Source organism: Succinivibrio dextrinosolvens DSM 3072 (genome assembly GCF_900167015.1).
In the GTDB taxonomy this organism is placed as follows: domain Bacteria; phylum Pseudomonadota; class Gammaproteobacteria; order Enterobacterales; family Succinivibrionaceae; genus Succinivibrio; species Succinivibrio dextrinosolvens.
This window is the reverse complement of record NZ_FUXX01000020.1, coordinates 1-21,814: the sequence shown is the minus strand read 5'-3', so window position 1 is coordinate 21,814 and position 21,814 is coordinate 1. Positions and strand designations below refer to the sequence as shown.

Sequence of the window (21,814 nt, the reverse complement as noted above, 5' to 3'; positions counted from 1 at the left end):
AGGCAATTTATGACCGATTCATCTTCAAAAGCTGTAGTAAAACTCAACGCTGACAGACAGAAATCTCTACTACGTCATCACCCATGGGTTTTCTCAAAAGCAATTCAGTCTGTTACTGGTGATCCTAAGAACGGCGAACCTGTAACCATAGTGGATGATAAGGAGAACTTTCTGGCGTACGGTCTATACAGTCCTCGCTCTCAGATCCGAGTCAGAGCACTGTCATTTGATGAGAACACAAAAATCAGCGAAGAACTGATTCATGATCGTATTGTTCAGGCAAATCAGTTAAGAGCAAGAGTTTTTGCACGAGGCAATGACGGCGTACGACTGGTCTCATCAGAAGGAGATCTGCTGCCAGGTCTTATTGCCGATAAATACAACGAATACATTGTTATCTCTATTTCATCATGCGGTATGGAATACTACAAGGATGTAATCGTCTCTACTCTGCATGAACTGTATCCAGAATGTTCAATCTATGAAAGATCTGATACCAAATCAAGAACCAAGGAAGGTCTTGAGGAGCATAAAGGTGTCATTTTAGGAAAAGAGCCTGAAGATACCATTTATGTAAAAGAAGAAGGTCAGGTTTATATTCCTGTAGACATCAAGAACGGTCACAAGACCGGAGCATATCTTGATCAGAGACTGAGCAGAATCAAGGTTGGTTCACTATCAAAGAACGCTTCTGTTCTAAACTGCTTCTCCTATACCGGTGGCTTTGGTCTATGGGCACTTAAGGGTGGAGCATCAAAGATAGAGAATGTTGATGTATCGGAGCATGCACTGAATGCCGCCAAGACAGGTGTTGCCTTTAACCATCTTGACCCTGGTCGCTGCAAGTTTTTAAAGAAAGATGTATTCGCCTACCTCCGTGAGCAGGTTGAAAAAGGCACCAAGTATGATCTTGTTGTGCTTGATCCTCCAAAGTTTGCTGAGTCTGCAGCAAATCTTAAGAAAGCATGCAGAGGATATCAGGATATCAATCGTCTTGGTCTGATGCTAGTTAAGAAGGGAGGACATCTTCTGACCTTCTCATGTTCAGGTCTAGTAGATCCTGCCCTGTTCCAGAAGATTGTTGCCGATGCTGCTTTAGATGCTAAGGTTGACGGCAGAGTTGTAGGAACTCTTCGTCAGGATGAGGATCATGTTGTATCTCTGCCATGTCCTGAGACCTTCTACCTAAAAGGTCTTGATATCGCAGTAATGTAGAAGATCAAAAACAATAAGGAGTTTACCGTGATTGATTACAAGACAGTTTTCGTTTCACCTTTCATGCAGAACTGCAGAATCTTCTACAACGAGGAAACTTTAGAGGCCTGTGTAATTGATCCTGGTGACAATGCCGACAGAATTATGGGAGAGATTAAGGATAGAGATTTTACCTTAAAGGCTATTCTTATCACTCATATGCATCTTGATCATGTCGGCGGCGTTCATGATCTGCTTTCTATGCAAAAGGTTCCTGTATATGGAAGTGCAATTGAAGACAGACCTTTATATGAGACACTTGATAATCAGGCAATTGCCTTTGGACTTGATAAAACAGAGTTATTTGATACTCAGTGGGTTACAGACGGACAGATACTTGAACCAATTACCGGTCTTAAATTCAAGGTAATAACCACTCCTGGTCATACTCCAGGTGGTGTCTGCTACTATTGTGAAGAAAAGAAACTTCTTATTAGCGGAGATACTCTATTTGCGGGATCAATCGGCAGAACCGACTTTCCTTTAGGAGATTTTGATGATCTGATTGATTCAATTAAAAACAAGCTTTACAAGCTTCCACCTCAGACTGACGTACTGTCAGGTCACGGACCAAACAGTACCATCGCAGATGAGATTGAAGGAAATCCTTATACTGTCTGATTATTTAAACAGATCAGACAGATCTTCTTTACTAATAAGAAACTTATTCTCATGAAGTTTTTATCGGTGTAATATCCGGTATATCGAATCTATATCTTATTGCACTTACAAAATACCATAATACAAATACACCTGTATTACATTTGTATTGTATATTCTATATAAATACTATAATTATTAATACAAAGAAGATAATCTCACAAAGGAGAATTGATGATGGCTACTTTACAAGTAAGAATTGACGACGACTTAAAGAAAAGCTCTGATTCTTTATTTGCAGGACTAGGATTAGACACTCCAACCGCTATAAGAATTTTCCTGACAATGGCACAGGAACATAATGGATTTCCTTTCAGCATAGCTCACAGAAGAGAACAATCAGAATCAAAACAAGCTATGGAAGATGCAAGAAATCATACTAACCTCTATGGACCTTATCACTCAGCAAAAGATGCAGTAAATGCAATGCTTGAGGATTAGCATGTATACAATTTATTTCACAAAAAAAATGAAAAAAGATCTAAAGCTGATGAAAAAACGAGGCAAAGACATCTCAATGCTTACAGATGTTCTAGATATACTTTAATGTGGACAGAAACTTGCTGAACGATACCGAGACCATCAGCTTTCAGGAGACAAAGCCGATTTCAGAGAATGCCACATTGAACCAGATTGGTTACTTATCTACAGAATTGAAAAAGACAAACTGATTCTCACCGCTACAGAAACCGGTACTCATGCTGATTTATTCGGTATGTAGTTATTTGAAAAGGTCTGACAGCTCTTCTTTAGACAGAGGATCTAAACCTCTGTACTTTCTTTCCTGATTGATCAGATTCTCTTCAACATCCTCAAGATCAATTCTCAGGAAATATCCCTTGGTAGCCAGTGCTTCTTCAAGATCTTCAACCTTTACCTTAGGCAGTGATTTATGCTTTGATAAGGCAAACATCATTACAAACTCAGGTACTCCAAATGCATCAAGAAGTCCTGCTGGTATATGGGCAAAGACATCCTTCTCTTTTAAATAAAGGTAACGTCCCTGCTTATTTCTGCTTTTGTATACAAATACCAGTCTATCTGCCATTTTTTCATCCTAAAATCATTGCGTAAATAGAATTTGCTAGGCTATTTTAGCTCTTACCATCATCAAAGAATAGCCTAGAAGATTTTTACCTTTCCACTTTGTTCTGTCAAACCTGTTTGGATCAGACATCGAAAGTCCAATACCCCATACAAGATCTCTTACAGCACACTCTGCCAGAACAGCATCACCGGTTGCAAGAAGATAATCTTTTAAAGAGGCATTCTGCTGGAATTTTGCAAGAAGGCCTTCATAGACAATAATCTGCCTAACTCCGTTCCAATAGTTCTCATCAAAATTATGAACTAGACGACCTAGTTTCTTAATTTCAGCAACATTAGAGGAGGACATAATTCTATCTGCAATCTCAGTATCGCAAAAGCATTCTGCCTTTTTAAGCATCATATACTGTTCCATCGAAGAGAAAGTACGATCTTCAATGGTAAAATTAGACAGATACCAGTTGCTGAAGACTCCGTTTTCCTCATCTGGATTATGAAAACATACAACCGACATTAAAGAGCACCTACCTTCTTTATAGCAAGTTCCAGATCCTAATCAAGAATGACTTTTGACATTTCCCAATTATCCGTTAAGGAAAAGACTCAATAAAAACTGCTAATAACTATACATTATCTATATAGTTTTTTCTTTACTACTTTATCACGACAATTGAAATTAATTCTTTGAAATCACAAAAAAAACGCCGTCAATGATCTTACTCACTGACAGCGTTCATAGAAAAGGTAATTAAAGATTATCTCTGATGACAGAAGCTCTGAGCCTTTTCTCTCTTAAGACGGGCATGTTCCCATGAAGCTAAGGCATCATCAGTTGGTTCTTCATCTAAACTTCTCAGATACTCAGCCTCATTACCCCATGAATAAATACCATCTGTAGAAGGTAAAACTGATGGAGAGAATTCAGGATCCTTAATACCTAGGGACTGCTGGAGTCTGTAATCCTTTAATGCAATGAATACAAACTTGGAAAGCTTAACAATTGCATAAAGATTGGTAATGGTTAACAGAGCCATAAATAAGTCTGCAAGATCCCAAACAAGAGAGAGACTTGCGTAAGAACCAAAGAACACCATGGCAACAACAAAAATTCTGAATATGCTCATGATGAATAGATTTTTGGTCAGAAACTGAATATTAACCTCACCATAGTAATAGTTACCGATAATTGAGCTGAAAGCAAACAGCACAATGGTAAAGGTCATAAAGTATCCTGCCCATGCACCAAGCTGAGATGTTAGAGATGACTGAATCAGATTGATACCAGTTAAGTCTCCACCAATTTCATACTGATTTGACAGCAGAACAATTGCTGCAGATGCTGTACAGATAACCAGAGTATCGATGAAAACACCGAAAGCCTGAATCAGGCCCTGCTTTACAGGATGGGAAGTTGTTGCACATGCAGCTGCATTTGGAACAGAACCCTCACCAGCCTCATTTGAGAATAAACCTCTCTTAACACCTGTCAGAATTGCAGCACCAAAACCGCCAGCAACAGCCTGCTGAGGATGGAATGCATCGTGAACAATCAGATACAGCATATCAGGCACAGCAGAAATGTTCATGCAGATAATTACAATAGCGATCAGGAGGTACAGAATTGCCATAATTGGAACCATAAACTCTGTAACTCTTGCAATTCTCTGAACACCGCCGAAAATAACCATTGAAACAAGGATACATAAAACCAGACCGGTGATGTAGTTAGCATAGCCATCAAGTGATGACTCAAGGTCAAAGGCAACAACAATTGCACTGGTAATGGTATTTGACTGAACTGAGTTATAGGTCAGAGAGAAAGTAATACTGATTAAAACTGCGAAGATTGCAGCAACAAAAGGCTGACGTAAAGCATTCTTAATGTAGTATGCCGGACCGCCATGATATCCGCCGACACTGAAAGGAACCTTATAAATCTGAGCCAGAGTACTCTCGACAAAACCGGTTGCACTTCCGATTAAGGCAATCACCCACATCCAGAAAATAGCTCCTGGACCGCCAAGAGTAATTGCAATAGCAATACCAGCAATATTACCAACACCTACACGTGATGCGGTACTGATACAGAATGCCTGAAATGAACTTACCTCTTTACCTTTCTTTTTCTGTCCGGTAATACCGTGCTTTAAAACACGCATCATCTCAAAGAAATACTTGATCTGAACTATTCCAGAACTGAAGGTAAAATATAGACCAATGGCAATCAATAGAGTTATGACAATATATGTCCATAAAAATCCACTGACATCATTAACCAATGAATTCAATATATCTAGCATGTTTAAATCTCTTTGTAATTATAGTTAGCAGTTAACTGCGATAGTTTACCACCAACTTTTTGTTTATTTAATTTTCACAAAAAATAGGCATTTTCTGCCCATTTTGGTGAGAAAAAAATTTTGAAAATAAAAAAATGTTTAATTGAATTTTCAAAAATCCGACCTAACTATTATTTTTTGTATTCCGTAATATAAAAAATAAGTTTCTCCCCGTCATAAACAATACATTTTTTGACCATTATGGTAAGATAGTTTTTTGATAAGGAATAATAGATAAATAAGGCAGGTAAATGGACTCTTTTGCAGATACTGGCGACACAAACATGGGCGCTAGCATTTCAAGAACAGGATATTCTTTTAACACTATTGAAATGCACAAAGGAACTGTAGAAGAACTTACCGAACTGTTAGAGCAGAAGGTTTTACCCCGTGCAGAAATTTATCGTAATTCTCCAGTTGTTATTGATGCAGCGAATATCGACTATCTTAAGGATCTTGATTTCGAGCTTTTATCCTCAACCTGCAAGAATTACGGACTGTTTCTGATCGGTATTTCAGGAATTCTGACAGAAGACCGAGCCAAAACATTAATAGAAAGGAACATTCCTATAGTTAACTCTACTAAGTTCGCAAGAATGCGTGAAGAGAATTTCAAGCCTAGAGTTATCACTAAAACTGTGGAAGTAAAGGTTCCTGTACATATTCCTGAGCCTTATGAAGTAAAGGTCCCATATGAGGTCCGAGTCACTGAGCCAATGATGGTGGTATCCCACTCTCTCCGTTCAGGTGAATGCATAAGTGCTCCTGATACTTCAGTTTTGATTTTAGGTAATGTGGCTAGAACAGCCAGAATTATTGCAAGCCATAATGTGTTTGTATTTGGAGATATGCATGGTGAAGTCTACGCAGGTTCTCCAAAGGATAAGGATACAGATGGTTATGAGAAAGGCATAATTTACGTCAGTGGCGTATTCCAGCCTACTCTGGTTGCAATCGCTGGTAATTATCAGACAGCTGATGATATGGAGAATAACCAGTCCTTAAAATCATTATATGGAGAAGATAGTTCAGTAATAGTTTCACTAAACGGCAGAAGTTTAAACTACTGCCACGTAAAAGACGTACAAACAATTCAATCGAGATTCTAACAAGGATTAAAAAAATATGGCAGATCAAATCGTTAAGAAAGAAGATGACGCTGAAAAGAAAGTTGAAGAAGTTTTAGCGGCAAATGATTCTGAAAAGGAAGAGGCTAAGGTAGAAGAGACCAAAGCTGAAGAAAAGAAGGAAGCAAAACCAGCTATCAGCAAAGAGCCTTTCAAGAATTTACACGTTATCGTTGTTACCTCAGGTAAGGGCGGTGTAGGTAAAACCACTTCATCAGCAGCTATTGCAACCGGTCTTGCACAGAAAGGTCACAAGACTGCAGTTCTAGACTTCGACGTAGGTTTAAGAAATCTTGACCTGATCATGGGCTGCGAGCGTCGCGTTGTTTATGATTTCATCAACGTAATTCAGGATGAAGCTAAGTTAAATCAGGCTCTAATCAAAGACCGTCACGTAGAGAATCTGTTCGTTCTGCCTGCTTCACAGACCAAAGACAAGGATGCTCTGACTCTTGAGGGTGTTGAGAAGGTATTCCGTGAGCTTGACAGCATGAACTTCGAATACGTTGTCTGTGATTCTCCTGCAGGTATCGAAACCGGAGCTCTAATGGCTCTGTACTTTGCAGATGAAGCAATCGTAACCACCAACCCAGAAGTATCATCAGTTCGTGACTCAGACCGTATCATCGGTATTCTTAATGCAAAATCACGCAGATCAGAACTTGAAATGGAACCAGTTGCAGCAAAATTACTGTTAACCCGTTATGTTCCAAGCAGAGTTAAGAGATCTGAAATGCTATCTGTAGAAGATGTTCAGGAACTTTTAACTATTCCTCTATTAGGTGTTATCCCTGAGTCAGAGGATGTTCTAAAGGCATCTAACTCTGGTAACCCAATCATTCTGAACGAGGCTTCAGACGCAGGTAAGGCTTACGGTGATGCCGTTGAAAGACTTCTTGGCAATGAAGTTCCTTTAAGATTTGTTACAGAGAAGAAAGGTATTTTCGCAAAAATCTTTAAAAAATAATAAATAAGGAGATAGCATGTCATTATTAAAGGCAATCTCCGATGCCATTTTCGGAGACAAGAATGAGAGCTCAGCTGAATCAGCAAAACAGCGTTTAAGTGTTGTTCTGATCAGCGACAGAGCAGGCAGAGACACTCCTGATTACATGCCTAAACTAAGACAGGAAATTTTCGAAGTACTAAAGAAGTACATCAAAATTGACTCTGAACAGGATGTAGAATTCAACATTGCTAATAAAGACAACACTTCCATTATGGAAATGTCTGTTTCTCTAAAGAGAGATTAGCTCAAGATAAGACGTCCTCCTTTGAGGACGTTTTTTATGGGCGAGAATATTTTTTTCGCTCCCATCTAATTTTTTTCTATAAGAAATGTTCTATAACTGCCAGCAGACTTGTTAAAACAAGAGCGGGTAAGATTCTTTAATCGGAACAATAAAAATGAAATACACAAATCTAATAGCTTCAGCTTTAGTAGGCTGTGCACTTCTTTCATCATGTGCTCAGACTACAAAATCAATGTTTGGTGAGGATAGAAATCAGTTCATGCTGGTTTCAGAGCAGACAATTAACGCTCAGTCAGCTGAAGAGTACAAAAAAGTAATTGCAGATGCCAAGAGCCAAAATAAACTTGATACCACTTCAAACTACTCAAAAAGAGTAAACAGCATTTCCAAAAAGCTTATCAAGGTTGCTCCTTCCCTAAGAGAAGACTGCAGCAGCTGGCAGTGGGAAGTAAACACCATCAAAGACAACACTGTTAATGCCTGGTGTATGCCTGGCGGCAAAATTGTCGTTTATACAGGTCTTATCAAAGAGCTAAGCCTGACAGATGATGAGATGGCAGCTATTATTGGACACGAAATCTCTCATGCTCTAAAGGAGCACTCTAGAGAAGCAATGAGTAAAGCAATGGTACAGTCAGGTGTTACCTCTGTTGCAGGTCTGTTTGGAGTAAGCTCAACTATTACCGATTCAGCAAATGCTGTTTACAATGCTACAGTTGCCCTACCATTCTCTCGTGATCAGGAAAGCGAGGCTGACAAATACGGACTTGAGCTGATGTATAAGGCAGGCTTCAATCCTCAGGGTGCAGTCAGCGTTATGAAGAAGATGGATGCTTATGAAAAGAAGGTAACCGCAGCATCAGGTGCAGGTAATTCAAAGGCAACATCTTTGCTAAATTCAATAACCAGCACTCACCCTACATCAGAGAAGAGATACAAGGATCTTCAGGCTTTAATCGACAAGTACGGTCTAAAATCTGAAATCTAAGTAGAAAGGCTCATCATATCCGAGAGTATTGCTCTCGGATATTAGAATTAGGCTTGAATTGAATCGATAACGATGACATCGCCATCATCGAATTTATCAGCGTGAGACTTGTAGCGCTCAAGAATATAGTCAACAGCATCAGTTGTACATTTGCTTAGTGAAGATATAAGCTGTGAACCAGACTGATTTTTCTCCTTAATCTGATTTACATTTTCAATAAACTCATATCCACGTTTATCAACCTTAAAATTCTTCGCATCAAATCTAACTTTGACACTGGTTTCAGCCCCATCCATCTTCACACGGTATAAATCTATATCAATACCTTCGACAAATCTGGAATGGGAAATAATCTCCAGAAGCAGGATCAGATAAGCTTTTGCCTTGTTTCTGATTTCAGCTTCAGAATTTGTATCCAGAATAACGAATCTTAATTTTTCCTCGAAGCATTTCTGAATATACTCGTAAATTGAAGCATCACGAGGAACTTTATGTTCGATTACATCAGACAAAAACTCATACACAACCATTGTCATGATTGGTGAAAGATTAGATTCTACAAGCAAATCCTTAAGCTGAGCTGCACATTCATAAGGATTGTATGCTGAATCATCTGCGGGTTTCCTACGATTTTTAAGCATATATATTCCTTTGTCTATATCTCTCTTATAGTTGAAAAACTTAAATTATGATGGATAAATAAACCGAAACTACGGCAATAAGCACAACTACAGATAAAGACATTTTACAAAGAGCAGCAATGATCGCAAAAATTGCTCCAATATAACCAGCATACTGATTATTTTCGACGCAGTAGAAAATACCGGGAAACACTAAAGCAGTAAGAGCGGTGTATGGAACAAGATCAAGAACACGCTGCCAGTATGAGCTTAAAGAAAGCTTAGATATAAACAGTGCTGGTATAGCTCTGATTGGATAGGTAACCAGAAAAGATATAAGAATAATATAAAGGTAGTAATTACTATCCATTTAAATTCTCCTGACTCTTTACTTCAGACATCTCTTTAGCTGCAGATTTTTTATTATCCATAAATAAGGCGCCAACCAGAGAACTGCAGACAATTGTTACAAGAATAGCCCAGCAGGCATTCATAAATAAAGTAAGAACAATATTCATTACAGCTGCACTGACGATTATCAGCATCAGTTTAAAGTCAACCTTTGCAGGTGGAACAATAATCGCTATGAAAAGCGCATATAAAGCCACATTCATAGCATTAACAAGATCAACCGGCAGATAGTCATTAGCAGTCGCGCCAATTACAGCTCCCAGAATCCACGAGAACCATGATGTCAGAACCAGACCTGATAAATATGACAGCCTTACCAGTTCCTTTGGCGCTGTTGTAAATATGGCAAAAGGCTCATCTGTAACATAGTGAGCGAAAACAGCTCTTGATAGATTAGAGAGCTTTTCAAATCTTGAGAATATACAGGTACTCATAATGAAATATCTGAAATTCAGCAAAAACAGGCCTAAGGCAATTGCGATTAGAGAGGAGTGCTCCTTTGCCATGGTTACAGCAAAGAACTGTCCAGAGCCGCTGTAGCTGAAGACTGACATTAGAATAGTTTGAAACTGGGTATAGCCAGACTGCATAGCCATTACTGCATAAGCAGTACCAACTGAGATGTATCCAAGGCAAATTGGAATGGAATGTCTAGCCCCTAACAAAAAAAGTTGTTTATTGTTCAATTCAGGTTCCACTTTTTGTTCATTCTGCTCTTTTTAGGTGCCATTATGCACTATTATGGACATAATGTATATTACAATTGATAAAGATCTTAAGTCTTTTTAATATGTATGTATGCAAGTTTTTTTCGATAACAAATTTTGGATACATAATAATATATGGAAAATTTAGATATAGCAAAGTTTGGTGGAACTTCTGTAGGAAATTTTGAAGCAATGTCTTCAAGCTACAAGGTTGTCATCGGCAATAAAAAATCACGCGTTGTCGTAGTGAGCGCATGTGCAGGCGTTACCAATCTTCTTGTTGAGCTTGCATCAGGAAAATGCAACAACGAAAGAGTTGAAGAGATCATCGCAAAACTTCGCAGTATCCATGAAGATATTATTTCACATTTAGACAATCAAGATGAACTTAGGGAGTTCGTAGAAGGACACATTAAGGAGATTAGAGAACAGACTGCTCAGGCTGCAAAACAGACATCAGATCAGTTAACCGACAGTCTTGTTTCTCACGGTGAGTTAATGTCATCTTACCTGTTCGTCGCCCTATTCAAGCACTTCGGAACTGACGCAACATGGTTCGATGTTAGAGAGGTAATGAGAACTGACTCCAAGTTCAGCAGAGCAAAACCTCTGACAGATGATATCCGTGTATTAACCCGCGATAAGCTGATGCCTTTAATCAGTGACTCAACTGTTATTATCACTCAGGGCTTTATCGGTTCTAATATCATCGGTGAGACCACAACTCTAGGTAGAGGCGGCTCCGATTACTCCGCAGCCCTACTTGGTGATGCTCTTGGTGTTGCTACCATCTCAATCTGGACTGATGTTCCAGGTGTATTCACCACCGATCCTCGCATCGTAAAAAATGCACGCCCTATTCCAGAGCTTACTTATATTGAAGCTGCTGAAATGGCAAATTTCGGTGCAAAAGTTCTGCATCCTTCAACAATGCTACCTGCTGTTGAGAAGAAGATCCCTATTTTTGTAGGTTCATCACGTGAACCAGAAAAAGGCGGTACCTGGGTTAGATATGAGACTGAGTCTCAGCCTAACTTCAGAGCTCTGGCACTAAGAAAGAATCAGACTCTGATTATTCTTTCTTCTCCTGTTATGGTTGGTGCAACTGGTTTCTTGGCAAATGTATTCGCAGTATTTGCAAAATACAATCATTCAATTGATCTGGTTTCAACATCAGAAATTTCAATTGCTGTTACTATTGACGGCGGAACCAGCACCTCAGGTTCTGCACAGATTAGTGAAAACATGCTAAATGAATTACGTCAATTCTGCCATGTTAAGGTTGAAACAGGATTGCCACTTATTGCCATCATTGGCAATAAGATGTCCGAGAATGCAGGTGTTATTACCAAAGCGTTTGACTCTATCAAGTCTTTCTCTGTAAGAATGATCTGCTACGGCGCATCAAAGCATAACCTATGCTTCCTGCTTAAGGACGGCGATACCTCAGATGCCCTAGTCGCATTACATGAGCAGTTATTAGAAGACTAAATACTTCTGGCATAACTATTGCAAAGCTTTTCTCTCAAAGAGAAAAGCTTTTTTTTATTTCAGATATAAAGATCTCACATATAAATGCCGTTAAGTAGAGAGAGAGGGATTAACCTATAATAATTTTATAGGGATAAAGAGGTTAGAGATTATGGCTTCAATAGTAACAAATGCAGGTACAGGTTCAGGAAATGATTTTGAATCAATCATTTCTGCAATGGTTTCATCCAGAAAAAATCTACTCAATAAAAGAGTAACTGTTAAAAAGGCTGAAGTAGAAATCGAGCAGCAAGGTGTTTCAAAGCTGACTTCTGCGCTTAAGTCTTTCAAATCTACTATTGATAATTCTAAAGGTATTGATGTATTAAATACCCACAAGATTACAACCTCTCAATCCTCTAACTATACTGCATTTTCTATTACTGCAAAATCAGACTGCTCAAATACCAGCATGTCTGTAGCTGTTAATCAGCTTGCAAAAGCCGAGTCTATTTCAACAAAAATCGCTACAAAATCTACAAAAGAAAATGGCGAAGAAACTGTTTTTAATAACTCATTTGAAGCAGGAACCTTAACCATCAGCCTTGGCCAGGATGATGAGGGTAACGAGCGTTCATTTGAAGTTGAGATCTCTGAAGGCGATACCTTAGAACTTATCCGTAGAAGAATCAACACCAGTAAAGATAACTCCTATGGTGTTAGCTGTAATGTTATTAAGACATCTGATGGATACTCTTTCTCTCTTGTAGCTGGAGAAACTGGTCTTGATACTCAGAACCTTTCAATCTCTGTATCAAACGCCAGTGGCACTGAGGGCAAGGATTCATTAAGTCTTCTAGCAGTTAACCACTCAGACACAGAAAGCAGTGATAGTAATGGCAAATTTACGTCAAATGGTAATACCTGGACATATTCTTCAGGACAGGATGCAGTTATTACAGTAGACGGTAATAGGCTTACCTCACATACAAATGAATTTAAGGATCAGATTGCAGGTGTTGAGATTGTAGCTCAGAGAGAATCCGAGAAAGAAACAGTAAATGGTGAAGAAGGATCAAAATCATATCAGGTAGATATTACCTCAGATGATTCAGCTGCAGCAGCAAAGATTCAGTCATTTGTAAATGCCTACAACAGTCTGATGTCTACACTGAATACCCTTACACAAAGAAATACCTATACAGATGGTAAGAACAACTACGACGGTGGTGACCTTGCAGGTGATTCACAGGTAAAGGCTCTACAGAATAATCTGATTTCTCTTGTTACAAGAGGTAGTGCTGACGAAAGCGGACTTGATTACTATTCATGCGGACTTGAGTATAACAAGGACGGAACTCTGTCATTAGACACAGAAAAATTCAGCAAAGCATTAAATGACAATATTAATGCAGTAGAGAGACTGTTCACCGATAGTGATGGTCTGATTGACAAGATATCTGATCAGGTTTATGAGTATACAAAATTCGGTGGACTACTCACAGATAGAGAAACTGAGCTTAAGAGTCAGAGTGACTACTGGACGCAGAAAGAAAATAGAAATACCGAAATATTAGAAGCATACGAGGCTAGTCTCAGAACCAAATATGGTAATCTGGACTCTCTGATGGCAAGTTATCAGACTTCCCTGTCTTACCTGTCAAATGTAATATCTAGCGTCAATGCTTCAAGCAAGAGCTCGTCTTAAAATTTCCATAAAACAAATTCGGTGGAGGCTTATGCCTCCATTTTTTTTTGTTTTTTTTAAACTGGTTACCTTTTTAGGAATTCAAAAAACAAAAGGCACAGACTCATATGAATCTGTGCCTCTCTGTCATTTACAGCTAATGTAAATAACTATGATCTCAAAATTATAGAGAATCCTTTGAACCTAAGCGCTCAAATGCTTCCTGTAATCTCTCAACCATTGATTCCTGGCCTTTACGTAACCATACACGTGGGTCGTAGAACTTCTTGTTTGGAACGTCTGGATCGGTACCATCACCTAACTGGCTCTGTAGACGGTTCTCGTTCTGCTTGTAGAACTGTAGGATACCATCCCATGTTGCCCACTGAGTATCGGTATCGATGTTCATCTTGATAACACCGTATGATACTGACTCACGGATTTCCTGCTCAGTTGAACCTGAACCACCGTGGAATACTAGGTTTAGAGGCTTCTCTGACTCAGTGTGGAACTTGTCGTGAACATACTTCTGAGAGTCACGTAGAATGGTTGGCTTTAACTTAACGTTACCTGGCTTGTAAACACCGTGTACGTTACCGAATGAAGCAGCGATAGTGAAGTTAGGAGAAATAGCTGATAACTTCTCATATGCATATGCTACGTCTTCTGGCTGGGTGTAAAGAGCTGACTCATCCTTACCTGAATTGTCAACACCGTCTTCCTCACCACCGGTGCAGCCTAACTCTAACTCTAGAGTCATGCCGATCTTTGACATACGCTCTAAGTACTTGCAGCAGATGTCAACGTTGTCCTTTAATGATTCCTCTGAAAGATCGATCATGTGAGATGAGAATAATGGCTCACCGTGCTCTTTGTAGTACTGCTCGCCAGCATCTAATAGACCGTCGATCCATGGTAATAACTTCTTAGCGCAGTGGTCAGTGTGAACTACTACAGGAACACCGTAGTACTCAGCAACGTTACGTGCGTGAAGAGCACCAGAAATAGCACCCTTGATAGCAGCGAACTGAGGAATATCTGACTTCAAGCCCTTACCAGCGATGAACTGAGCACCACCGTTTGAGAACTGAACCATAACAGCTGAACGAGCCTTTGCACCAGCCTCGATAACAGCGTTGATTGAATCAGTACCAACACAGTTTACTGATGGGAATGCATAACCATTCTCACGTGCTAGCTTGAATAACTTCTGAAGATTCTCACCAGTTACAACACCTGGCTTGATAACGTCTAAAATCTTAGTCATAAGATTATTACCTTTTATTAAAAATAAAGAAAAATTCTACAGACAAATGCCAGTCAAATAGACTGGCATTATCATGAAAAGCTATTATTCAGCTGCTCTCTTCTCTAAGATTTCAACAGCTGGTAACTTCTTGCCCTCAACGAACTCAAGGAAAGCACCGCCACCAGTTGAAATGTAAGAAATCTTGTCAGCAACATTGAACTTCTGGATTGCGTTGATGGTATCACCACCACCAGCAACTGAGAATGCAGCAGACTCAGCGATAGCCTGTGACATTGACTTGGTACCAGCAGCAAACTGCTCGAACTCGAATACGCCTACAGGGCCGTTCCAAAGAATGGTCTTAGCCTCTTTGATAACCTTGTTGATGTTAGCCATGCTCTTAGGGCCTAGGTCGAAGATCATATCATCATCAGCGATATCCTTCAGATCCTTGGTAACAGCAGGAGTCTTCTCATCAAACTCTTTACCAACTACAACATCAACGAACTCAGGTAACTGAGTCTTTGAAGCTAGTTCCTTAGCATTTGGAATTAAGTCTTCTTCACATAGAGACTTACCAACCTTGTTACCAGCAGCAGCGATGAAGGTATTAGCAATACCACCGCCAACGATTAACTGGTCACAAACCTTTGATAAGGTATCTAAAACGGTTAGCTTGGTTGAAACCTTTGAACCACCAACGATTGCAACCATTGGACGAGCTGGGTTATCCATTACCTTGCCTAGAGCCTCTAGCTCAGCAGCTAGTAGAGGACCAGCACATGCAACAGGAGCGAACTGAGCTACACCGTAGGTAGTAGCCTGTGCACGGTGAGCGGTACCGAAAGCATCCATTACGAATACGTCGCATAGAGCAGCGTACTTCTTAGATAGGTCTTCAGCGTTCTTCTTCTCGCCCTTGTTGAAACGGCAGTTCTCTAGAACAACTAACTCGCCTTCTTTAACGTCAACACCGTTTAAGTAATCTTTTTCTAAACGAACATTTACACCAGGAAGCTTAGTAGCGATGTAATCTGCAACAGGTTTTAGTGAGAACTCCTCAGCATAAACGCCCTCTTCAGGACGGCCTAGGTGAGAGATAACCATTACCTTAGCGCCCTGCTCCAGAGCCTTCTTAATTGTAGGTAATGTAGCCATAATACGTTTATCTGATTGAACCTTACCATCCTTTAAAGGTACATTTAAATCAGCACGGATTAGAACGCGCTTGCCTTTCAGGTCAAGGTCGGTCATCTTTTTAATTGCCATAGTTCGTTTTTCCTCGTATATAAATCGTCTTTGTTAGACTTTAAAACTAAGCTTTAACAGTGTTAGATTTTAGCACATGTTTACAACATTTCAATTTCTAGCGTGTATTTTTAGCTATTTTGAAACAAATTTTCGTAAATTGTATAGAAGCGTTAACAAGATCACTTTTTTTATTTGATTTTAATCATAGTTCTGACCCATCACAGCGCAGAAACGTCAAGTTGTTTTTTATGTGTCTTTTAAGACAAACAACGGTCTTCACAAAACGTTAACGCTAAAACAACAGGATATACTGTTAATGGAATGAAATAGGATAGATCTTTTTTGACTGACATCTCCACATGGCTAAAGACTGTGTAGATGTCAAATCTAGCTAGTGCTGTATTTTTTCAGCAGGATGCTTTTTTTTAAGCCTCTTTTCAAGGCATTATTCCGCTCTCAAACAGTGAATTCTCTTTCTTTGTGATGTTGTTTTCTGTAGTCTGTTCATTTGTATCGTCAAGCATGCTTTTCCAGATTTTGCAAGCATAAACAAATTTCTGAATCATAATGGCTATATCATCAGGGCTGTCCAGTCTTTCATTGAAATCATAACGCTGTATGCAAAGGTGGTCGGTATCTCCATTGATTGCCAGAGTGCAGCCTCCGGTCCCCTGATAAAGATAGTTTGCTTCAAGTGATGCTGACAATATACGCTCTCGGTTTTTCTCTGGAAGTACTCCAAGATCGGACCTTAGTAAAATCAGATCGTTGCAATCCTGCATAATTACAGGAATTCCATCTATTTCAATTCCGCATACTCCTCCAGCATTTTCAAGTTCCACATCAAGTACAGTACTAAGTTTTTTTATAATCTTGGAAAAATTCACTGTATGTATCTCCTTGTATCTTTATGACTTATATGTCGCAGAAAGAGGAATTTCTACGACTAAAACAAAGTCTAAATACCTATATCCAGCTGGTAGGAGTTATCTCCTCCCATATTATGTGTATCGTTCACAATTGCATTTAAAACATTGCTTGGTAACATTGATCCAAAGAATCCTAAACCAAGTTCGTCCTTTGCGATTTCTCTTGCTGAGTTTGCCAGACTAAGTCCATCTTCTGCAAAAGTATTGTTGATAAGTTCTGATGCCACATCAACATTATCAAAGAATGTCTTCATGATTACGCTTGCAAATGAATCAGGAACTTCTGCCTTGGCATTATTTGCCTGCTCATCTAGAAGATATGAATTGCCTAGCATATTTACAGAAGTTGCTACACCTGTACAGTATTCTGTTACAAATTGCATGATGGCAGACTCCTTTTCTTCTGGAGTTGGATTTAACAGCATAACAGTCTTGAATTCACTGATAATTTCCTCGAACTTTGTTTGAGTATTCTTGTCAATATCACTGTGTTCAGGATCCAGTTTCTCGAGGGTTGTTGAAATAAGTTCCTCTACTGTTTTTACAGGATCTTTTGCGTTTGCAATTCTGTCTTTCACGGTATTGAAGTAGTCTCCTCCCACCTGGAAATTTCCTTTCTTCTCAATTTCAGTTATCTTGAGGGAATAATTAGGGATCTCTTCATCACCAGTTTCAACCATTTTCTTTCCCTCTTTTGTAAGGCTGAAATACTGCATCTTTCCCAGAATATCACATTCATCGGTAGGTCCCTTGTCAGGATCAAGCTCAATATTATCAGCCGTTTCCAGAAGCTGCTTACACTGATTCATAATAGTATTCATTTCAGCCACGGTATTCTGAAGACGAGTCATGGACTGAACAAAGCAGTTAATCTGTGGAGGCAGTTCCAGACCAAGCTTCTGCAGTTCAGAAATAGCTCCCTGTAATCTGTAGCATACATCAAAGGAGAAAGCTCCTTTTGAAAGCAGTGATTCAACAATTGCTTCAGCCTTATCTCGATTTGCTGCTAAAGCTGATTTTCCTGCAGGAGACAGAAGATTTTCAAACCCCTTCATGAAGAAGTCCTTACGGCGCAGGGTGGCACCTATGATCAGACGAAGTAGTTCGCTGCGTTCATCCAACATCACAGGCTGTCCATTCTTATCTGTAACAGCTTTACCATCCGCATCCAGGGCAGGTTTGGTTTCGAGCTTGTACAGATTTCCAAAATCAATGAAGGTAGCCTGTCCGCCTGAAATCATGATATTACCGGCATGGCAGTCACCATGGAATTTTCCGCTGCCCAGTACAGCTTCACTGAACCATTGACGGGCTGCCTGAAGAATCTTGGTGTGTGCATTCTTCAGGGTAACAAACTCTGAGGATACTTCTCTATGAATCAAACCTGGAGCTGCAGTGGAGAATTTCTCCTTTAAAAGAGGTTTCTTTGTTTCTTTATCCCATAAAACCTTATTTGTTACAGGATCACGCTGATACAGTGATGCAACCGCATTCTGAATACTTGTTGTGCATTCCTTGAAAAACTTATCTACGGTCTGACCTGAAGCCTTGGTTATTACAAGAGCATTCTTTGAAGGAGGAACCACCTCTGAAGCAACCTTCATGCAGTCTACGTTAGGCGCAATAGCATATGCTGGATGTTGGCGATTGTTGAAAACATGGTATATCTCATAACCTTCATTAGTGTTCTGAGCTTCGGTGGTGAAATCAAATTCCTTCATATACTGTTGAAGCTGACCTTCCCAGGTCTTGAGCATACCAGGACCAATCTTGGCTGCAGCGGCAGTGAATATTTCTGCCTCTCTGTTTACTCTCTGCTCAGCATCATGTCTCATCAGCTTAACCACATAAGGGGATTTTCTGATTTTGCCATCTTCTCCCTTGATGCTGAAATGGCATAAGAATGCTTCACCAACGGAAGCGGCTCCTAAAGATTGGTCTACTGATATATCAACGATATTATTGTTAGACTTAATCATTTTCATCATGTGAGCCTGAACAATCTTTCGTGGAATTGGAGCAAGACTTGATTTCATATCATCAAGAGCATCAGCAAATTCTCCCATAACTGACTTAGGGAGTCCCTGCATCATTTTCTGGAGAAGAGGACTTGTTCCCTTAAGAATAGCTCCTGTATATTTATTCAGGGCTGCATTCTTGGCACTGTTCAGTGCATCTCCGGTAAGTTGTACTCCCTTCTTGTCCTTAAATTCGAAGGTATCAGCATAACGCAGTGCAGCTGCGAAGGATGAGCGCTTATCGGCCTTTGACATATTTATAAAGTATTCACTTAAAACCTGCTTGAACAGTCCAACCTGACCTGGTACTGTGGCGTCAGTAGATGCATCATCGAGGATCTTGTTCAGACTCTTTGCATCAAGCTCTTCCTTAATCTGAGCTGCAGTCTTATTTTTGTATGGTTCGGTGGTGATACCGCCCTGAGCATTCAGATCCTGGACTCCAGTCTTGAAAACCTTGTTGATGAAAGACTGAATGTTTTCACAGCCGCGATTTGCCATGTTCTGAATAATGTTGTCGAACTTGGAAAGCTCCACTCCTGGCAGGGTTTCCTGGTTTTTCAGAAATGCAGAGAACTTCTGCAGATACTGAGGATCATTTAATGCCTCTTCGATGTTTTTTCCCTCTGAGGCTGCATAAAGAGGAAGCAGAATATCTCTGATCTTATTGAAGCCGTCCTTTAACACAGGAACAACCTCTGTAGAAGATACTTCCTGAAGTACATCTGGATTTTTTACAATCTCTGCAAATGCGTGGATATTCTTATCTGCTGTAAGAATGTTACGCATGGTTTCTCCTGGTCGGTTAATAACAACATCTGCCACCATGGTGTCATCGGAGAAAACCAGATCTGCTACAAAATTTTTGATTTCTTTAACTGGTACCGTACGATTCTCAAGAGGAGCATCAACGTGTATCTCCTGAGCAATTTCATGAATCTCACCGACGATAGGAGGTTTTACATCAAATAGCTGATCCTCTTTGTTTGCTTTTAAAGGAATGGTTGCTACATCTGCAAGCATAGCCTTCATTTCATCGGTAAGACCACTGTTGTTTTTTACCAGTTCGGCATGATAACGTTCAACCTGCTCAGCTGTTGCTATGTTTCCATCAAGAGCATGTTCTGCAACTTCAACCAGTAGTCCGGTATTGTAATTTCCTCGGAATACATGATCAAAGTTAAGATCGCCTGCCCTCATTGGCTAAAATGATGGTAGCGAACTGTCTTGTCAGACTTGAGTGGTCTGCTGCGGTAAGGGTACCTTCGAGATCTTTGTCGTAAACCTGATTTAGAAGGCTTTTAACGTTTGATGCGCCCAGAAATTCCTGATCAACAGCAACCTGTCCCATGAGTAGGTTAATTAACCTAGGAACATCGTATCCGAGCTGGATTTTTGTGGCAGTTGCGCCTTCTCCTACCATTGCGGATACATTTCCGTTATTTTCTTTTATCAGTTTTACTGTCTGGTTGCATAAACGGAAGCTTTCACTTTCATTTTTTCCTTCTTTTAGAAGAGATAATGCCTGAGAGAAATAATTCTTATAACTGTTACATAAGGAAGTATGGTCTGCTACTCTGTTGTTTTCCGCATTAAGACCTCTAATCAGGCTACTGCGGGTATTTCCGATTTTGGTCAGAGAAGATTTTAGAGTCAGGAGGTCAAGAGTATGCGCAAAGTTAGTTTTATATGCCTTGGTCTTGATGTTTTTGTTTAATGTATTGGTTAGATCTCTTTTTGCAGCATTTTTCTTACTCATGAAGCGAGTGTTATAGGCAATCTCCTGTTCTTCACCGTTTTGTCCATTAATACCGTTGAAACAATCTCTGCCACTGTATGCATATTCATCGAGTATCTCTCTTACCTGCTGACGGGTCAGTGGTTCAAGTCGACGCTGTGCGAGTTCGGCGCTTTTCTCTCTGCCAACAGCATCTATATCTATAACTGAAGGAATACCGATTTTCTCTCGAATTTCAGAGATATTTAGAGGATCAACTCCGCCTTTTTCAAGAGCATCAATGAAGGCCTGCTTTACTCGGAGAATATTTTCTTTTGAGATTGCCACATTGTTTAATTCAATTTTTTTTATGTGATTGTTTACCTTGGTGAGTTTCATTTTTCCCTGTTCATCAGGCGCAATATCAATCTGACCTGCGTTGTACTCTCCAGATGCTATGTAATTGAATTCACGAAGTGAAAAATTATCAGACATACCTTATATCCTGTTCAGTTGTAAATTGGTTAATAAATACTCAGAAAGTATTATTTATCGTTAAATTAAAAAAAGTTACTCTTTATATCACTATAAAGGGGATAAATCTGACCTTTTTCTTTATTTTGAGGTCTTATTAACATTAATAATCATATAAAAAACATGAGAACAGATTATCTTTTTGAACTACGTTAATATAGTATACGATAATGTGATGGAGCTTAAGATGTTTATTCTGACTTTTCTTATGGTTATTTTTTTTTACTTACTCCCCATGACTGAGTATGGCCCGATGTCATAAAGGAAGTGGAGAAAACAGTCTGCATGACTGTATACAAAAAGGTTGCATGGTCAAATACCCTCGGATAAATCCGAGGGCTTGCTAGTCAGCATAATATAGGTACAAGCGATACCAATTGGTAATCTTCCTACACTGCCAGCATCATCGGACAATTGACAATGCCCGCTTTGAAAAAGAGTTTACTCTTAATCAGTTCTTATCCTTTTTGTATCTAGGATTCTTTTCTCCTGACAGCCATCTCTTTCCAAGATTCTGAATATTCATGGCTCCAACTCTGTCATCATTGGATTT

The 21,814-nt window shown here is 39.5% G+C and carries 20 protein-coding genes and 1 pseudogene; 10 read left to right on the top strand and 11 right to left on the bottom strand.

Translation table 11 applies throughout. The features are described 5' to 3' along the window. Window positions 1–9 precede the first annotated feature (9 nt). The 4 genes and pseudogenes from B5D46_RS06670 to B5D46_RS12515 all read left to right on the top strand — a co-directional run. On the top strand, window positions 10–1,215 hold the full coding sequence (locus B5D46_RS06670; RefSeq protein ID WP_078928805.1) for a class I SAM-dependent rRNA methyltransferase: 1,206 nt from the start codon (window positions 10–12) through the stop codon (window positions 1,213–1,215). A gap of 27 nt (window positions 1,216–1,242) precedes the next feature. Continuing rightward, window positions 1,243–1,875, top strand: coding sequence for an MBL fold metallo-hydrolase (locus B5D46_RS06665; protein WP_078928804.1), 633 nt, complete (start codon window positions 1,243–1,245; stop codon window positions 1,873–1,875). A 216-nt stretch (window positions 1,876–2,091) separates the two neighbouring features. Then, window positions 2,092–2,355, top strand: a complete 264-nt coding sequence (locus B5D46_RS06660) for a type II toxin-antitoxin system RelB/DinJ family antitoxin (RefSeq protein WP_078928827.1) — start codon at window positions 2,092–2,094, stop codon at window positions 2,353–2,355. A gap of 121 nt (window positions 2,356–2,476) precedes the next feature. Then, window positions 2,477–2,635 (top strand): annotated as a pseudogene (locus B5D46_RS12515) (type II toxin-antitoxin system YafQ family toxin); the annotation flags it as partial. On the opposite strand, the gene B5D46_RS06650 reads toward B5D46_RS12515, so the two are convergent. From B5D46_RS06650 to B5D46_RS06640, 3 genes are all read right to left on the bottom strand, one after another. Next, window positions 2,636–2,962 carry a YcgL domain-containing protein gene (locus B5D46_RS06650; RefSeq protein ID WP_031492493.1) on the bottom strand — a complete coding sequence of 109 codons (327 nt, stop codon included), beginning with the start codon at window positions 2,960–2,962 and terminating at the stop codon, window positions 2,636–2,638. 36 nt (window positions 2,963–2,998) lie between these two features. Next, window positions 2,999–3,475 (bottom strand): NADAR family protein, encoded by a 477-nt coding sequence (locus B5D46_RS06645; RefSeq protein WP_078928803.1) that lies wholly within the window; start codon window positions 3,473–3,475, stop codon window positions 2,999–3,001. 241 nt (window positions 3,476–3,716) lie between these two features. Beyond that, window positions 3,717–5,261: an alanine/glycine:cation symporter family protein gene (locus tag B5D46_RS06640; protein WP_078928802.1), complete on the bottom strand. Its 1,545-nt coding sequence runs from the start codon at window positions 5,259–5,261 to the stop codon at window positions 3,717–3,719. Between the two features lie 290 nt (window positions 5,262–5,551). Here B5D46_RS06640 and B5D46_RS06635 point away from each other — a divergent pair, with 290 nt between their 5' ends. The 4 genes from B5D46_RS06635 (at window position 5,552) to B5D46_RS06620 (ending at window position 8,668) form a co-directional block, all read left to right on the top strand. Then, window positions 5,552–6,409 (top strand): septum site-determining protein MinC, encoded by an 858-nt coding sequence (locus tag B5D46_RS06635; protein ID WP_078928801.1) that lies wholly within the window; start codon window positions 5,552–5,554, stop codon window positions 6,407–6,409. 16 nt (window positions 6,410–6,425) lie between these two features. Beyond that, window positions 6,426–7,394 carry a septum site-determining protein MinD gene (gene minD / locus B5D46_RS06630; RefSeq protein ID WP_078928800.1) on the top strand — a complete coding sequence of 323 codons (969 nt, stop codon included), beginning with the start codon at window positions 6,426–6,428 and terminating at the stop codon, window positions 7,392–7,394. A gap of 16 nt (window positions 7,395–7,410) precedes the next feature. Beyond that, window positions 7,411–7,680: a cell division topological specificity factor MinE gene (minE, locus tag B5D46_RS06625; RefSeq protein WP_031491435.1), complete on the top strand. Its 270-nt coding sequence runs from the start codon at window positions 7,411–7,413 to the stop codon at window positions 7,678–7,680. A 154-nt stretch (window positions 7,681–7,834) separates the two neighbouring features. Beyond that, window positions 7,835–8,668 (top strand): M48 family metallopeptidase, encoded by an 834-nt coding sequence (locus tag B5D46_RS06620; protein ID WP_078928799.1) that lies wholly within the window; start codon window positions 7,835–7,837, stop codon window positions 8,666–8,668. Window positions 8,669–8,715: 47 nt separating this feature from the next. Here the strand turns inward: B5D46_RS06620 and B5D46_RS06615 are convergent, their stop codons facing one another. The 3 genes from B5D46_RS06615 to B5D46_RS06605 are packed head-to-tail and all read right to left on the bottom strand — an operon-like array spanning window position 8,716 to window position 10,385. Further along, window positions 8,716–9,309 (bottom strand): hypothetical protein, encoded by a 594-nt coding sequence (locus tag B5D46_RS06615; RefSeq protein ID WP_078928798.1) that lies wholly within the window; start codon window positions 9,307–9,309, stop codon window positions 8,716–8,718. Between the two features lie 40 nt (window positions 9,310–9,349). Continuing rightward, on the bottom strand, window positions 9,350–9,658 hold the full coding sequence (locus B5D46_RS06610) for an AzlD domain-containing protein (protein ID WP_078928797.1): 309 nt from the start codon (window positions 9,656–9,658) through the stop codon (window positions 9,350–9,352). Then, the gene (locus B5D46_RS06605) at window positions 9,651–10,385 is read right to left on the bottom strand and encodes an AzlC family ABC transporter permease (RefSeq protein WP_143675620.1); all 735 of its coding nucleotides are present in this window, start codon (window positions 10,383–10,385) and stop codon (window positions 9,651–9,653) included. The genes B5D46_RS06610 and B5D46_RS06605 overlap by 8 nt, the downstream gene beginning before the upstream one ends. Window positions 10,386–10,541: 156 nt before the next feature. Here B5D46_RS06605 and lysC point away from each other — a divergent pair, with 156 nt between their 5' ends. Beyond that, entirely contained in the window at window positions 10,542–11,897 is a 1,356-nt protein-coding gene (lysC, locus tag B5D46_RS06600) for a lysine-sensitive aspartokinase 3 (protein WP_078928795.1), read from the top strand. A 151-nt stretch (window positions 11,898–12,048) separates the two neighbouring features. Then, window positions 12,049–13,584 carry a flagellar filament capping protein FliD gene (gene fliD, locus B5D46_RS06595; protein WP_078928794.1) on the top strand — a complete coding sequence of 512 codons (1,536 nt, stop codon included), beginning with the start codon at window positions 12,049–12,051 and terminating at the stop codon, window positions 13,582–13,584. A 163-nt stretch (window positions 13,585–13,747) separates the two neighbouring features. On the opposite strand, the gene fbaA is transcribed toward fliD, so the two are convergent. The 5 genes from fbaA to B5D46_RS06570 all read right to left on the bottom strand — a co-directional run bounded on the left by fbaA (window position 13,748) and on the right by B5D46_RS06570 (window position 21,222). Continuing rightward, window positions 13,748–14,830: a class II fructose-bisphosphate aldolase gene (fbaA, locus tag B5D46_RS06590; RefSeq protein WP_031491427.1), complete on the bottom strand. Its 1,083-nt coding sequence runs from the start codon at window positions 14,828–14,830 to the stop codon at window positions 13,748–13,750. A gap of 84 nt (window positions 14,831–14,914) precedes the next feature. Next, the gene (locus tag B5D46_RS06585) at window positions 14,915–16,081 is read right to left on the bottom strand and encodes a phosphoglycerate kinase (protein WP_074943449.1); all 1,167 of its coding nucleotides are present in this window, start codon (window positions 16,079–16,081) and stop codon (window positions 14,915–14,917) included. A 419-nt stretch (window positions 16,082–16,500) separates the two neighbouring features. Further along, entirely contained in the window at window positions 16,501–16,950 is a 450-nt protein-coding gene (locus B5D46_RS06580) for a type III secretion system chaperone (protein ID WP_159443042.1), read from the bottom strand. A gap of 71 nt (window positions 16,951–17,021) precedes the next feature. Beyond that, a complete protein-coding gene (locus B5D46_RS06575; RefSeq protein ID WP_078928792.1) occupies window positions 17,022–20,210 on the bottom strand; it encodes a protein kinase family protein in 3,189 nt (1,062 codons plus the stop codon). Continuing rightward, window positions 20,191–21,222 carry a hypothetical protein gene (locus B5D46_RS06570; protein WP_078928791.1) on the bottom strand — a complete coding sequence of 344 codons (1,032 nt, stop codon included), beginning with the start codon at window positions 21,220–21,222 and terminating at the stop codon, window positions 20,191–20,193. Before B5D46_RS06570 ends, B5D46_RS06575 begins: the two co-directional genes overlap by 20 nt. Between the last annotated feature and the right edge of the window lie 592 nt (window positions 21,223–21,814).

Coding starts and splice junctions, on each gene's coding strand:
- lysC (WP_078928795.1), top strand. CDS start 10,542: ATGGAAAATTTAGATATAGCAAAGTTTGGTGGAACTTCTGTAGGAAAT.
- B5D46_RS06660 (WP_078928827.1), top strand. CDS start 2,092: ATGGCTACTTTACAAGTAAGAATTGACGACGACTTAAAGAAAAGCTCT.
- B5D46_RS06650 (WP_031492493.1), bottom strand. CDS start 2,962: ATGGCAGATAGACTGGTATTTGTATACAAAAGCAGAAATAAGCAGGGA.
- fliD (WP_078928794.1), top strand. CDS start 12,049: ATGGCTTCAATAGTAACAAATGCAGGTACAGGTTCAGGAAATGATTTT.
- B5D46_RS06585 (WP_074943449.1), bottom strand. CDS start 16,081: ATGGCAATTAAAAAGATGACCGACCTTGACCTGAAAGGCAAGCGCGTT.
- minD (WP_078928800.1), top strand. CDS start 6,426: ATGGCAGATCAAATCGTTAAGAAAGAAGATGACGCTGAAAAGAAAGTT.
- B5D46_RS06640 (WP_078928802.1), bottom strand. CDS start 5,261: ATGCTAGATATATTGAATTCATTGGTTAATGATGTCAGTGGATTTTTA.
- B5D46_RS06620 (WP_078928799.1), top strand. CDS start 7,835: ATGAAATACACAAATCTAATAGCTTCAGCTTTAGTAGGCTGTGCACTT.
- B5D46_RS06645 (WP_078928803.1), bottom strand. CDS start 3,475: ATGTCGGTTGTATGTTTTCATAATCCAGATGAGGAAAACGGAGTCTTC.
- B5D46_RS06570 (WP_078928791.1), bottom strand. CDS start 21,222: ATGTCTGATAATTTTTCACTTCGTGAATTCAATTACATAGCATCTGGA.
- B5D46_RS06615 (WP_078928798.1), bottom strand. CDS start 9,309: ATGCTTAAAAATCGTAGGAAACCCGCAGATGATTCAGCATACAATCCT.
- B5D46_RS06635 (WP_078928801.1), top strand. CDS start 5,552: ATGGACTCTTTTGCAGATACTGGCGACACAAACATGGGCGCTAGCATT.
- B5D46_RS06670 (WP_078928805.1), top strand. CDS start 10: ATGACCGATTCATCTTCAAAAGCTGTAGTAAAACTCAACGCTGACAGA.
- fbaA (WP_031491427.1), bottom strand. CDS start 14,830: ATGACTAAGATTTTAGACGTTATCAAGCCAGGTGTTGTAACTGGTGAG.
- B5D46_RS06610 (WP_078928797.1), bottom strand. CDS start 9,658: ATGGATAGTAATTACTACCTTTATATTATTCTTATATCTTTTCTGGTT.
- minE (WP_031491435.1), top strand. CDS start 7,411: ATGTCATTATTAAAGGCAATCTCCGATGCCATTTTCGGAGACAAGAAT.
- B5D46_RS06575 (WP_078928792.1), bottom strand. CDS start 20,210: ATGAGGGCAGGCGATCTTAACTTTGATCATGTATTCCGAGGAAATTAC.